Origin of the sequence: Kitasatospora sp. NPDC091257, assembly GCF_044757675.1 — a bacterium.
Lineage (GTDB): Bacteria > Actinomycetota > Actinomycetes > Streptomycetales > Streptomycetaceae > Kitasatospora > Kitasatospora lactacystinica.
Map to the genome: position 1 here is coordinate 1 of NZ_JBIVVI010000094.1, position 13492 is coordinate 13492.

10 protein-coding genes and 3 pseudogenes are annotated in these 13492 nt (G+C 72.8%); 6 read left to right on the forward strand and 7 right to left on the reverse strand.

Annotation, left to right across the window (positions count from 1 at the left end; genetic code table 11):
- From ACIQOV_RS06830 to ACIQOV_RS06840, 3 genes and pseudogenes are all read right to left on the reverse strand, one after another.
- Window positions 1–276, reverse strand: a pseudogene (locus ACIQOV_RS06830) (hypothetical protein); the annotation flags it as partial.
- A gap of 118 nt (window positions 277–394) precedes the next feature.
- Window positions 395–3112: an SdrD B-like domain-containing protein gene (locus ACIQOV_RS06835; protein WP_401045732.1), complete on the reverse strand. Its 2718-nt coding sequence runs from the start codon at window positions 3110–3112 to the stop codon at window positions 395–397.
- 215 nt (window positions 3113–3327) lie between these two features.
- Window positions 3328–5130, reverse strand: a complete 1803-nt coding sequence (locus tag ACIQOV_RS06840) for an FAD-dependent oxidoreductase (RefSeq protein WP_401045735.1) — start codon at window positions 5128–5130, stop codon at window positions 3328–3330.
- Window positions 5131–5284: 154 nt separating this feature from the next.
- Between ACIQOV_RS06840 and ACIQOV_RS06845 the strand changes: the two genes are divergently transcribed.
- The 5 genes from ACIQOV_RS06845 (at window position 5285) to fabF (ending at window position 10207) form a co-directional block, all read left to right on the forward strand.
- Entirely contained in the window at window positions 5285–6370 is a 1086-nt protein-coding gene (locus ACIQOV_RS06845) for a PucR family transcriptional regulator (protein ID WP_401045738.1), read from the forward strand.
- Between the two features lie 91 nt (window positions 6371–6461).
- Window positions 6462–7412, forward strand: a complete 951-nt coding sequence (locus ACIQOV_RS06850; RefSeq protein ID WP_380630654.1) for an ACP S-malonyltransferase — start codon at window positions 6462–6464, stop codon at window positions 7410–7412.
- Window positions 7409–8440, forward strand: coding sequence for a beta-ketoacyl-ACP synthase III (locus ACIQOV_RS06855; protein ID WP_359913083.1), 1032 nt, complete (start codon window positions 7409–7411; stop codon window positions 8438–8440). The genes ACIQOV_RS06850 and ACIQOV_RS06855 overlap by 4 nt, the downstream gene beginning before the upstream one ends.
- A gap of 75 nt (window positions 8441–8515) precedes the next feature.
- On the forward strand, window positions 8516–8755 hold the full coding sequence (locus tag ACIQOV_RS06860; protein ID WP_224283099.1) for an acyl carrier protein: 240 nt from the start codon (window positions 8516–8518) through the stop codon (window positions 8753–8755).
- 186 nt (window positions 8756–8941) lie between these two features.
- Window positions 8942–10207 (forward strand): beta-ketoacyl-ACP synthase II, encoded by a 1266-nt coding sequence (fabF, locus tag ACIQOV_RS06865; RefSeq protein WP_359913086.1) that lies wholly within the window; start codon window positions 8942–8944, stop codon window positions 10205–10207.
- Between the two features lie 78 nt (window positions 10208–10285).
- On the opposite strand, the gene ACIQOV_RS06870 is transcribed toward fabF, so the two are convergent.
- On the reverse strand, window positions 10286–10780 hold the full coding sequence (locus ACIQOV_RS06870; protein ID WP_188296478.1) for a DUF3145 domain-containing protein: 495 nt from the start codon (window positions 10778–10780) through the stop codon (window positions 10286–10288).
- A gap of 362 nt (window positions 10781–11142) precedes the next feature.
- Window positions 11143–12171 carry an NADP-dependent oxidoreductase gene (locus tag ACIQOV_RS06875; RefSeq protein ID WP_401045743.1) on the reverse strand — a complete coding sequence of 343 codons (1029 nt, stop codon included), beginning with the start codon at window positions 12169–12171 and terminating at the stop codon, window positions 11143–11145.
- 206 nt (window positions 12172–12377) lie between these two features.
- Between ACIQOV_RS06875 and ACIQOV_RS06880 the strand changes: the two are divergent.
- Window positions 12378–12620 (forward strand): annotated as a pseudogene (locus ACIQOV_RS06880) (MarR family winged helix-turn-helix transcriptional regulator); the annotation flags it as partial.
- Window positions 12621–12755: 135 nt separating this feature from the next.
- Here ACIQOV_RS06880 and ACIQOV_RS06885 read toward each other — a convergent pair.
- Window positions 12756–12869 (reverse strand): annotated as a pseudogene (locus ACIQOV_RS06885) (HU family DNA-binding protein); the annotation flags it as partial.
- A gap of 133 nt (window positions 12870–13002) precedes the next feature.
- Window positions 13003–13350 (reverse strand): hypothetical protein, encoded by a 348-nt coding sequence (locus tag ACIQOV_RS06890; protein WP_380354200.1) that lies wholly within the window; start codon window positions 13348–13350, stop codon window positions 13003–13005.
- Window positions 13351–13492: the final 142 nt, after the last annotated feature.

Below are 13492 nucleotides of genomic sequence, written 5' to 3' on the forward strand. Positions count from 1 at the left end.
GTAGTCGACGACCCCGTCGACCCGGATGGTGACGCCCCCGCCCTCCTCGGCCGTGAGCGTCACCGCCACCGGGCTCGCCTGGTAGAGGTTCAGGCGCGACAGGGCGAGCCGGCCGGCCTCGTCGGTGGTCACCGGGCGTTCGACGGCCTCGTCGGAGACCGTCCGGTAGACGGCCACGCCGCCCGCCGCGGCGCCGCACACCACGATCGCGATCAGGGCCTTGAGCCAGTGGGACCGCCGTGGTCCGCGGCCTTCGGCCTTCGTCCTGCGGGGCATGCAGCCGCTCCCTTTCCTCGGTCGGACACGACAGTCGGGCGGGCCCGGGGACCAACGGTCCCACGAACCCGCCCGATCGGGCCCGCTGCCGGGCCCCCTTCACGTACCCCGCGCGGGGCTAGCCGCGCCGGGCGGCCTTGCGCCTGCGGGCCATCAGCACCGTGGCGGTGCCGAGGGCGATCAGCGCCGCCGCGCTGGTCAACACGATCGGCATCCCTTCACCCGCACCGGTGTTGGGCAGGTGCCCGGACGCCGGGGGCACCGGGGCCGGGGGCACCGGAGCCGCCGACGTCGGCGCCGGGGTCGGCGTCTCGGTCGGGGTGGGTGTCGGGGTCGGCGTCGGGGTGGGGATCAGCTTGTTGACGGCCGTCACCTCCACACCGGCGTCGAGGTTCGCCGAGGTCAGCTTCAGCGGGCCGAGGACGGTGACCTCCGGCGCCGCGTAGCCGTCCGGCGGGCTCAGCTCCTGCCAGTAGTACGTCCCCGGCACGCCGGTGCCCTGGCAGATGCCGTCGGCGCCGGTCGTGCAGGGCTCACCGACCTTGGTGTCGGGCTTGTCGCCGGTCGGCTGGAGCCCGTCGGTCCCGTTGGTCTCGTGCCACAGCTGGAACTTGGCGCCGGCCAGCGGCTTGCCGTCCTGGTCGTGCTTGACCAGGCGCAGCGCACCCTCCTGCAGCCGGAAGCCGAAGTCGTAGGTGTGGTCGTTCTCGCCGGGGCCACCGGTGGTCAGCGCCCGCTCCGGGAACCTGCCGTCCTTCGGCACGATGCCCTTGGAGTCGATGAAGTGGTTGTCACCGACGTCGTGGTCGGTCGGCACCCACTGGAAGAGGGGGCCGTCCTTGGCGTAGTCCGCCGGGTTGTCGAGCTTGATCGTGTACTTGGTCCTCGGCTTGAGGCCGCCCTCGACGTTGCTGTCGTCGAAGTAGTACTCGCCGCGCTTGGTCGTCTTCGTCGTACCGACGAGCTTCCCCGTCTCGTCGTACAGGTGGACGGTGGCACCCGGAACCGGCTTCTGGCCCGGCAGTTGGAGGCCGCTGCGCTCGGGGTCGTACCAGACCCGGTTGCCGATCTGGAGCGGAGCCCGGTCGCAGAGCACCTCCAGGTCGCCCATCGAGGCGCCCTTGCCGAACGGCGCGGGGACGTTCGCCGGGTTGAGCCGCAGCCCGACCCTCGGGTCCTGACGGCCGTCCGCCCGCTGGACGAAGGCCGTGCCGTAGCCGAAGGCCGTGTCGTTGGGGTCGAACCCGGAGGTCCCGATGGTGGTCTCGACCTTGGACAGCGCCATTCCGGCGTAGGCCGCGTTGTGGTGGAAGCCCATCCGGCTGGTGTCGAAGAAGCGGGTGCCCCGGGGCGAGAGACCGCAGCCGTTGTCGGTGTCCAGCACGTAGGTGCCGTTCGCCGGGCAGGCCTTGTTCAGGTCGCCGCCCGACAGCACCTCGCCGACCGCGGCGCCCGCCGCCGCCTGGCCCGTCGCCCGGTCGGCGAGGCGGTCGCGGAAGGCCAGCAGCATCGAGCCGTCCGCCTCGAAGCCGACCTCGCCCAGCTCCGGCTCCGGCTGGGCGCGGTAGCCGGAGCAGGCCTGGCCGTTCTGCGTGGTCGGGTAGGTGTCCGTCCACGGGAACCAGCCCGCGCCGTCGCACGGGCCCGCGCCGACGGTCGACTGGCGCGGATAGTCCAGCGGCTGGTCCAGCACGGCCGGCCCGAACCGGCCGGTGGCCGGGTCGAAGGGCAGCACGACCGCCCGCAGGTCCGACACCGCGCCCGTCGACTCGCCCGAGCAGACGCCGCCGAGGTAGCCGGTCCCGTCCTGCAGGCCCAGACCGAAGGGGCGCCAGTCCGCCGCCGAGGCACAGCCCGGTTCCGGGACGGGGTAGACGGCCTTCGGCGCCGACGCGGTCGCCGCGGTGGCGTCGTAGCGGTACAGCCGACGGTCGTTGAGGTTGACGACGAACAGGTCCCTGCCGTCGTCCGTCACCTTGAGCCCGCCGAGGCTCTCCTTGCCCGGCACCGCCAGGAACGCGTCGTCCGCGCCCGGCCCGTGCGCGGTGCCCCCGGCGTCCGGGACGGTGGTGAACAGTGTGGTGCTGTTCCGCGCCAGGTCGGTCACGTAGATCCCGCCGGAGCCGCCCGGGCCGTAGCCCGTGGTGCGCTTGGCCGCCGCCGAGGAGAACACCCGCCGGTCGGCCCGGTTCCACGCGATGCCGAACAGGGTGCCGGTCTGCGCGTCGGTGGCGATGTCCGTGACGTTCACGTCCACGCCGTCCTGGCCGCGCGCACCGTACGGGAACGACACCAGCGTGCGCTGCGCACCGCCTCCCCACGTGGTGTTCTGGCAGGTCGTCACCAGGGGGGCGTTCTTCTGGCAGTAGTCGCCGGGGCTCCACAGCCCCGTGGTGTACGAGACGTTCGCGCCGTCGGAGAGGTCGACGAACTCCTCGTTGGAGCTCAGCAGGTTCGGCGCGCCGTCCAGCCCCCGCCGCGAGGCGAAGGCGGGGAACAGCACGCCCGGCTTCGGATTCACCACCCGCACCCGGTACGTGCCGCCGTGGTCCCGGCGCGGCGGCGGCGCCAGCGTCACCGTCCCGTCGGCCGCCGTGGTGCCCTCGACACGGACCCGGTCCCCGCCGGTGAGCGTCACCCGCACACCCGCCAGCCCCGGCTCCAGCGCGGGCGTCCACGCGCCCGAGACGTCCACGGCCCGGACCACCCGGACCGTCACCGCCCCGTCCGCGCCCTGCGGGAACGCCGGCGGCGCCGTCAGCAGCCCGCTGCCGGTCAGCGCGACGGCGAGCACCGCGGCCCGCGCGACCCACGTCCTTCGTCCTCTCGTCCCCACCTGGGCCCCACTCTCATGATCGGCGGGCGGACGCCCGATCCCGACAGGGCCCCCAGGAGAGCGGCAACCGGTCGTGCACGTCCCCGTTTCGGGGCACGTTCACCGGCGCGTGTGACGCGGAACGGGCCGGAAATCGCATCAAGTTCGGATACCGCTCCATGAGTTCGCATGCGACCCGAGGCGGCGGGGTCGTGTCGCCGGGGGAGCGCGGCGGGTCACCCGAGGTCGAAGGTGTTCGGCAGACCGAGGCGGTAGCGGGCCTCGTCGACCAGCTTGAGCGGCTCCAGCTCCGGGGGCCGGAAGAGCCCCCAGACCCGGCAGCGACCGGCGCTCGAACCGTCCGCGTCCAGCAGGGCGTTGACGGCGCGCCGCGCGGACTCGTTGGCGCCCTCCATGGTCGCCAGGTCGACGTCGGTGCGGACGTAGTCGCCGGCCAGGAAGAAGTTGCCCACCGCGGTCGCGGCGGAGGGCCGGTCGTAGAGCGTTCCGGCCGGGTGGACCAGCAGCTGCTCGCGGTTGGCCGGCGCCGGCCCGCCCAGACCGGTGACGGCCGGGTCGAGGAACCACCCGTGCACGTCCGCGTCCGCCGGCCACCCGCCGCCCGGCCGCTCGAAGGCCCGCCGGCACTGCGCCCAGACCTCGCGGGCCACCTCCTCGCGGGTGCACTCCTTGGCCGTCCGGCCGTACAGGATCCCGGGCCGGTCCCACTCCGAGACACAGACCGAGAGGCAGTCGCGCACCGTACCGTCGCCGTACGCGGCCGCGAAGTCCCGGTCCCAGAACTGCGCCTGGCCGACCGCGGTGAGCGACCACGGGGAGTCCAGGCAGACGGCGTGGCCGTGCACCAGCCGCACCGGGCGGCGCAGGTAGAACTGGATGCCCGTCATCCAGTCCGTGCCGATCGCGTCGCAGCGCGCCAGCCGGGGATCGGCGGCGCGCAGCCCCGGGCCCCAGGTGGCGCGGGCGTGCTCGACCGGCAGCGCGCTGAGGTAGTAGTCGGCCCGCACCGTCCCGGGGGCGCCGCCGCCGGCCGGCGCCACCCGGACCCCGGTGATCCGGCCCTCGGCGTACAGCACCTCCCGGACCTCGGTCCCGGTGCGGAACTCGACGCCCAGCGAGGCCAGATGGGCCACCCACGGGTCGATCCAGGCCTCGCTGGTGGGGCCGTTGAGCACCCGGTCGGGCTGCCCGTCACCGCCGCGCCCGAGCAGCCCGTTCAGCAGGAAGGCCTCGACGACCGTGCGGGCCACCGTACGGGTGCTGGCCCGCTCGGCCCGGGTCGCGACCAGGTCCCGGGTCAGGCCGACCCCGAGGAGGCGCTGGTAGTCGTGGGACATCCGCCCCGCCCTGATGAAGTCCCACCACGGCACCCGCTCCCACTGCTCCTCGCGGCGCACCTCGCAGCTGGTCAGGTGGACCAGGAGCCGGTCCACGAAGTAGGCCGGCTCGCCGGCGGGCAGGTGCAGCACCTCGTCCAGCGCGCCGGCCAGGGTCCGCCGCAGGGCGTCCGGGGCGAGGTCGCCCAGGTCGAGCGGGCGGGTGAGGGACCGGAACGGGAGGAGCAGTCCCGGGCGCGGGGCGTCGAAGGCCAGCAGCGCCTGGGTGGCGTCGCGCAGGTTGTCGTGGACGCCACCGGGGTTGCCGGCGCACGGGATGCGGCGCAGGGTGTCCGGCAGGTTGCGGTAGAAGCCGGGGAAGAACCGGAAGCCGTGCTCGCCCGGCAGCGCCCGACGGCCACCGGCCGCGCTGCCCGGCACGTCCATGCTGCGGGCCTTGCCGCCGAGCGCGTCGTAGTACTCGTACACCGTCACCCGGTAGCCGCGCTCGGCCAGTTCGTGCGCCGCGCTCAGCCCGGAGACCCCGCCGCCGAGGACCGCCACGGTCCGCCCCGGGCCACCGCGGGCACCGGCGCCCGAGCCCCGCGGGAGCGCGGCCGCGCCCGCCACCGGCCCGACGGCCAGAGAACCGCCCAACGATGCCGCACCGGCCAGGAACTGACGCCTCGTCCGCCCTTCCATCGCACCCTCCCGCGAACCCTCCCCCGGCCGTGCGGCGCCCCGCCTGACCGCCCAGGAGCGCAGAAACGCCGCCGAGCGCGCCGAGCGCCGGGCGGCGACGCTCAAGCGGCTGGAGAAGTCCTCCGGCAAGCTGGCCACCGCCGCGATCTCGCGGATGGACGACCAGCTCGGCTGGTACCGGCGGATGCCGCCGGAGCACCGCTCCTGGATCGGCCTGGTGGCCCAGGCCGGCATCGCCGCCTTCACCGAGTGGTACCGCCACCCCGACACCGCCCAGGCGATCTCCACCGACGTCTTCGGCACCGCTCCGCGCGAGCTGACCAGGGCGATCACCCTGCGCCAGACCGTCGAGCTGATCCGCACCACGATCGAGGTGATGGAGGAGGCCATCGAGGAGGTGGCCGCCCCCGGCGACGAGGCGGACATGCGCGAGTCGGTGCTGGTCTACGCCCGGGAGATCGCCTTCGCGACCGCCCAGGTGTACGCCCAGGCCGCCGAGGCACGCGGCGCCTGGGACGCCCGGCTGGAGGCGCTGGTGGTCAACTCGCTGCTGTCCGGCGACGCCGACGAGGGCGTGCTCTCCCGCGCCGCCGCACTCGGCTGGGGCCAGCCCAGCCAGGTCCGGGTGGTGATGGGCAGCGCGCCGGACGGCGACAGCGAGCTGGTGGTCGAGGCGATCCGCCGGGCCGCCCGGTACGCCAAGCTGAACGTGCTGACCGGGGTGCTGGGCAAGCGCCTGGTGGTCGTGGTCGGCGGCGAGAAGGAGCCGGTGCACGCGGCCCGGGCGCTGATCGGCCAGTTCGCGCCGGGCCCGGTGGTGGTCGGCCCGACCGTGCCCGACCTGCTCTCCGCGACCCGCTCGGCCCACGCCGCCGCGGCCGGCCTGCGGGCCTGCGCCGCCTGGCCGGACGCCCCCCGCCCGGTGCTGGCCGACGACCTGCTGCCCGAGCGGGCGCTGGCCGGCGACCAGGCCGCGCGCCGTCAGCTGGTGGAGGAGATCTACACACCGCTGGACGAGGCCGGGTCCGCCCTGCTGGAGACCCTGAGCGTCTACCTGGAGCAGGCCTCCTCGCTGGAGGGCGCGGCCCGGATGCTCTTTGTCCACCCCAACACGGTGCGCTACCGGCTGCGACGTGTGACTGACGTCACGGGGTACGCCCCCTCCGACGTACGTTCGGCGTTCACCCTGCGGATCGCACTGGCCCTCGGCCGGTTGGGCGCCGTCGGGGAGCCCGGCTGAGCCGGAGTGTAGGAACCGCACAATCAGGGATGGTTTTCTTCGTTACCGTCGCCTACCCGCCCCTGGGCGCCTGGCGAGAGAGGGTTGAACCGTGCTCGTAATCGTCGCCCCTGGACAGGGTGCTCAGTCCCCCGGTTTCCTCAGCCCCTGGCTGGAGCTCGACGGCGTCGCCGACCGCCTGCGCGGCTGGTCGGAGGTCGCCGGGCTCGACCTGGTGCACGCCGGTACCGAGGCGTCCGCCGAGGAGATCAAGGACACCGCCGTCGCCCAGCCGCTGCTGGTCGCGGCAGGTCTGGTGACCGCCCGGGAGCTGTTCCCGGACGAGGACGCCGCCCGCAAGCTGGTCGGCGCCGTGGCCGGTCACAGCGTCGGTGAGATCACCGCCGCCGCCGGCGCCGGGGTGCTCGGCGCCCACGACGCGCTGACCTTCGTGCGTGAGCGCGGCCGGGCCATGGCCGAGGCCGCCGCCGTCACCGAGACCGGCATGCTCGCCGTGCTCGGCGGCGAGCCGGAGGAGGTCGCGGCGAAGCTGGCCGAGCACGGTCTGACCGCGGCCAACAACAACGGCGGCGGCCAGATCGTCGCCGCCGGCACGCTGGACCAGCTGGAGGCGCTGAAGGCGGACCCGCCGGCCCGCGCCAAGCTGATCGCCCTCAAGGTGGCCGGCGCCTTCCACACCGAGCACATGGCCCCGGGCGTCGAGCGGCTGGCCCAGCTGGCCCCGACGCTGACCGCGGCCGACCCGCTGGTCCGCTACGTCTCCAACAGGGACGGCGCGGTCGTGGACACCGGTGCCGAGGTGCTCGCGCGCCTGGTCTCGCAGGTCTCCAACCCCGTCCGCTGGGACCTCTGCATGGAGACCCTCGGGCAGCTGGGTGCGACGGCCGTGATCGAGCTGTCCCCCGCCGGCACCCTCACGGGGCTGCTCAAGCGCAACCTCAAGGGTGTGGCCACGCTCGCCCTCAAGACCCCCGCCGATCTGGACAAGGCCCGCGAGCTCGTTGCGGAGCACGGCGGTCAGGAGCAGGAGACCCAGGCATGACCAAGCCCCAGATCCGTCCGGTGAGCGGCGCGCAGTACTCGCGCATCCTCGGCGTCGGCGGCTACCGCCCGGTCCGGGTGATCCCCAACTCCGAGGTCCTGGAGTGGATCGACTCCTCGGACGAGTGGATCCGCACCCGCAGCGGGATCGCCGAGCGCCGCTGGGCCGGCCCGGAGGAGTCCGTCGCCGAGATGTCGGTCCAGGCGGCCGGCAAGGCCATCGCCCAGGCCGGGATCTCCGCCGAGCAGATCGGCGGCGTGATCGTCTCGACCGTCTCGCACCTCAAGCAGACCCCCGCGATCGCCACCGAGATCTCCGAGCGGCTCGGCTGCGGCAACGCCCCGGCCTTCGACATCTCGGCCGCCTGTGCCGGCTTCGGCTACGGCCTTGGCCTGGCCGACGGCATGATCCGCGGCGGCAACGCCGACTACGTGCTGGTCATCGGCGTCGAGCGGCTCAGCGACCTGACCGACCAGTCGGACCGCTCCACCGCCTTCATCTTCGGTGACGGCGCCGGCGCCGCGATCGTCGGCCCGTCGGACACCCCCGGCATCGGCAAGCTGATCTGGGGCTCGGACGGCTCGCAGGCCGACCTCATCACCCAGACCCAGGCCTGGGACACCGCCTTCGCCAAGTCCGACGCGATCAACGGCGCGGGCGAGGAGACCAAGTGGCCGGCCCTGAGGATGGACGGCCAGCCGGTCTTCCGCTGGGCGGTCTGGGAGATGGCCAAGGTGGCCCAGCAGGCGCTGGACGCCGCCGGGATCACCGCCGACCAGCTCGGCGCGTTCATCCCCCACCAGGCCAACATGCGGATCACGGATGCCATGATCAAGGCGCTCAAGCTGCCGGAGTCGGTACCCGTCGCCCGCGACATCGCCGAGACCGGCAACACTTCCGCGGCCTCCATCCCGCTGGCGATGGAACGCATGCTGGAGAGCGGTGAGGCCCACAGCGGGGACCTGGCCCTGATCATCGGGTTCGGGGCGGGTCTCGTGTACGCCGCAGCAGTCGTTACTCTCCCCTAGGCGCATTCGCCCAATTCACAAGCCTGTGTCCGGCCGCCGGCCGGACACGCTCAACACCGTAGAGGAGCAGCCAGTATGGCTACCCAGGAAGAGGTCCTGGAAGGTCTCGCCGAGATCGTCAACGAGATCGCCGGCATCCCGACCGAGGACGTCCAGCTCGACAAGTCCTTCACCGACGACCTGGACGTCGACTCGCTGTCCATGGTCGAGGTCGTCGTGGCCGCCGAGGAGCGCTTCGACGTCAAGATCCCGGACGACGAGGTCAAGAACCTGAAGACCGTCGGCGACGCGGTGAACTACATCCTCAACGCCTGATCGATCGACCAGTTCGACTCGGCCAGCCCGTCCGGCGTCCCGTACGCCGGCGAAGGCTGACCGGTCGGCCGGGCTCATCGAGCCTGGCCGACCCCGCCGGCCGGGACGCCCCCACTCGGGGCGCCCGGCCGGGCCCTTCCTCGGCACGCCGCCGACCCCCCGCACACGTGAGAGAAGAAGAAACCAGTGACCGCTGAAAACCGCACCGTGGTCGTCACGGGTATCGGCGCCTTCACGCCGCTGGGCGCCGACGCCGCCAGCACCTGGGAGAACCTGGTCGCCGGTCGGTCCGGCGTGGCGGCCCTGACCGAGGAGTGGGCCGAGGACCTGCCGGTGAAGATCGCGGCGAGGACCGCCGTCGAGCCGGGCGAGATCCTGCCCCGCCCGCTGGCCCGCAAGCTGGACCGCTCGGCCCAGTTCGCGCTGATCGCCGCCCGCGAGGCCTGGGCCGACGCCGGCTACGAGACCCCCGCCACCGACGAGTCCTCCAAGCTCGCCCCCGAGCGCCTGGGCGCCGTGATCGCCTCCGGCATCGGCGGCGTGACCACGCTCCTCGACCAGTACGACGTGCTGAAGGAGAAGGGCGCCCGCAAGGTCTCCCCGCACACCGTCCCGATGCTGATGCCCAACTCCCCGGCGGCCAACGTCGGTCTGGAGGTCGGCGCTCGCGCGGGCGTGCACACCCCCGTCTCCGCCTGTGCCTCCGGCGCCGAGGCGATCGGCTACGCGATCGAGATGATCCGTACCGGCCGCGCCGACGTCGTGGTGGCCGGCGGCACCGAGGCGGCGATCCACCCGCTGCCGATCGCCGCGTTCGCCAACATGATGGCGATGTCGAAGAAGAACGACGACCCCCAGCGCGCGTCCCGCCCCTACGACAAGGCCCGCGACGGCTTCGTGCTGGGCGAGGGTGCCGGCGTGGTCGTGCTGGAGTCGGTCGAGCACGCCGAGGCGCGCGGCGCCCGGATCTACTGCGAGGCCGTGGGCCAGGGCCTGTCCTCGGACGCCCACCACATCGCCCAGCCCGAGCCGACCGGCGCCGGCGTGGCCCGCGCGCTGGCCGACCTGTTCGAGCGCAACGAGCTGGACAAGGCCGAGATCGTGCACGTCAACGCGCACGCCACCTCGACCCCGCAGGGCGACACCGCCGAGCTGAAGGCGCTGCGCAAGGAGCTGGGCGACGACCTCGACCACATCGCGGTCTCGGCCACCAAGTCGATGACCGGCCACCTGCTGGGCGGCGCCGGCGGCATCGAGACCGTCGCCACCGTGCTGGCCCTGTACCACCGGATCGCCCCGCCGACCATCAACGTGGACGAGCTGGACGACGACGTGGACGCCGACATCGTCCGTGACGAGGCCCGCAAGCTGCCCGAGGGCCGGATCGCCGCGCTGAACAACTCGTTCGGCTTCGGCGGCCACAACGTGGTGCTGGCCTTCCGCACCCGCTGACGCCCGTGACGAAGGGGCCGGCGCTCTCCTTGAGCGCCGGCCCCTTCGTCGTGCCTGCCCGGTCCGTGCGGGGCGGCCTCAGACCACCTGGTGCAGCCAGCGCACCGGCGCGCCCTCGCCCGCGTACCGGAACGGCTCCAGCTCGTCGTCCCAGGGCTTGCCGAGCAGCCGGGCGATCTCGGCCTCCAGATCGGCCCCCTCGCTGCGGGCGCGCAGCAGGACGGCGCGCAACCGGTCCTCGGGGATCAGGATGTCGCCGTGGATGCCCGTGACGGCGTGGAAGATGCCGAGCGAGGGCGTGCTGCTGTACCGCTCCCCCTCCGCCGTGGCGCAGGGCTCGCTGGTCACCTCGTACCGCATCAGCTGCCAGCCGCGCAGCGCGGAGGCGAGCTTCGAAGCCGTACCGGGCTCCCCCTGCCAGGAGAGCTCGGCACGCCAATGCCCGGGTGCGGCCGGCTGGCGGATCCAGTCCAGGCTCACCCGCACACCGAGCACCCCCGCGACGGCCCACTCGACGTGCGGGCACAGCGCGCGGGGCGCGGAGTGGATGTACAGAACTCCACGTGTCGTCACCGGGACCTCCAGGCTGTGGACGAGGGTCGCCTTCCCCAGCTGCCTCGTGCCTGCAGTTGATCCGCAGTTACTCACGTTAGCCGACATTAAGCTACTAAATTGAGCAAAACGGACAGGCTTTCGCTCAATGCTAGTCGAATCCTCAACGAGGTCCACCCCTCGGCCGGATCTCTCCCCCGAACGGCCCCATCGCCGGCGGGACCACCGTACCGCGCGGCGCCACAGGATGGATGACGCACTTTCGGATCCGGCCGGAATGCGGTAGTGCGGCCGCGACGCCCGCGCCCGAGCGCGCACCGCCGATGCCCGACCGCCCCGCCTCCCGGTGCGGGCGACGGGGCGGTCGGTGACCTGACGGAGCGTCAGCCGTCCAGGCGGACGACCATCTTGCCGGTGTTGACGCCGCGCAGCAGATCGAGGAAGGCCTCGGCGGCGTTCTCGAAACCGTCCACCACGGTCTCCTCGGTGCGCAGTTCACCGGACTTCAGCCAGCCGGCCACCTCCGCGACGAACTGCGACTGGAGCCCGGCGTGGTCGCCCACCAGCATGCCCTCCAGGCGCAGCCGCTTGCCGATGGCGAGCGCGAGGTTGCGCGGGGCGGCGGGTGCGGCGGTGTCGTTGTACTGGGCGATGGCACCGCAGAGCACCGCGCGGCCGTGCACGTTCAGCGCGCCGATCGCGGCCTCCAGGTGGTCGCCGCCGACGTTGTCGAAGTAGAGGTCGATGCCGTCCGGGGCGGCCTCGGCGAGCTGCTCGGCGACCGGGGCGTCCTTGTAGTTGAAGGCCGCGTCGAAGCCGTACTCGCCCACCAGCCTGGCCACCTTCTGCGCCGAGCCGGCCGAACCGACCACCAGCGAGGCGCCCTTGAGCCTGGCGATCTGGCCGACCAGCGAGCCGACCGCGCCGGCCGCGCCGGAGACGAAGACCTTGTCGCCCTCCTTCAGGGCGCCGACGGCGAGCAGGCCGGCGTAGGCGGTCAGGCCGGGCATGCCGAGCACGCCGAGGTAGGCGGAGAGCGGGGCGGCGGCCGGGTCGACCTTGACCGCGCGCCCGGCGTCCAGGGTCGCGTACTCGCGCCAGCCGAGCCCGTGCAGCACCGCGTCGCCCGGGGCGAAGCCCTCGGCCCCGGAGGCGACGACGTAGCCGACCGCACCGCCGTCCATGGCCCGGCCCAGCTGGAACGGCGGGACGTACGACTTCACGTCGTTCATCCGGCCCCTCATGTACGGGTCCACCGAGAGGTAGGCGTTGCGGACCAGGATCTCGCCCGGGCCGGGGGCCCGGACCGGGGCCTCGACCAGGGCGAAGTCGGTCGGCACCGGCCAGCCCTGCGGGCGGGCGGCGAGGTGCCATTCACGGGCGGTCGCGGGGGCGGCGGCCTGCTCTGCCATCGGGGGCGCTCCTTGCGGTTCGGCTGCGGGTTCAGGTGTGGTTCAGGTGCGGTTTCGGCACCTGAAAGGTTGAGCAACTGAAGTAACGATGGGCATGAAAGGTTCATGTTGTCAACTTTTCAGGTAGACTGTCGACCATGGACACCCAGTCGATCCAGGACGCCGCGCCGCAGCCCGACGAGATCACCCGCGAGGTCGTCGACCTGATGGCCAACCTGGTCGCACTGTTCCACCGCGAGTACGAGGAGGCCGCCGCCGCCCGCTCGCTCACCGGCGCCCAGGCCAAGGTGCTCGCGCTGCTGCGGCGCGGCCCGATGCCGATGCGCCAGATCGCCCAGACGCTCAGCTGCGAGCCCTCCAACATCACCGGCATCGTCGACCGGCTCGAATCCCGCGGCTTCGTGACCCGTGAGGCCGACCGGCACGACCGCCGGGTCAAGCTGGTCGCCGCCACCGGCACCGGCTCGGCCGCCTCCGAGGAACTGCGCGAGTCGCTGAACTTCGCCCGCGAGCCACTGGCCGCGCTCGGCCCGGACGAGCGGACGGCGCTGCGCGACCTGCTCCGGCGGATGCTCGCGGGCGCCTCCGGCCCCAACGGCACGGACCATGGTGTCGAGCACTGCGTCGACGGCCTCTGCGGCAGCCTTGCGACCGCCCAGCTGCTCGGCCACCGCTTCGACAAGCTGAGCCTTGTTCACGTCTTCCCCTTCGGAAACGGGCGCCGGATGATTCCATCCGTTCTTTTCGCACGTTAGGTATGTATCTGCGGACTTTCAATTACCAAACGCGCGAATCACCCTAGTGTCGCAATGGATTTGCGCGTCGGCGACCTCAGTCGAGCGGCGGGGGCCGCTCGTCGAGGTCATGTACAAAGCGACTCAACCGCCTTGCCGCCTCCGGAAGATCGCGCTTGGCGGCCTCGGTGACGATGAGGAGTTGACGGGTGAGAGCGGTCTTTGCATCGGCAGACACGTTCAGCGCATGCACGCGGGCGTGAGCTTGCTTCAACCGCTCGGCCACAAGCGCGTAGAGCGCTGCGACTTCCTGGTCGTCCGGCCCCTCAGCTGGTGCGGAGGTGACGTCCGGCCGATCGTCAATTCGGCGTTCGGATGGCCGGCCCATGGAGTCCTCAGCCGCGGGTTCGCCGCCCGCGTACGGAGGTTCATGGTGCCGGTGCATGTACTGATTGTGCCATCTACCCGCAGTTGTACTTGCGCGGGCCCCTCTTCCGCAAAGCCAAATGGGCAATCCGGGGCGGGCCGCGGCGCTAACTCGTGCTCCGGAACGACGGATGGCCCGGCCCCCCCGAGGGGGGCACGGG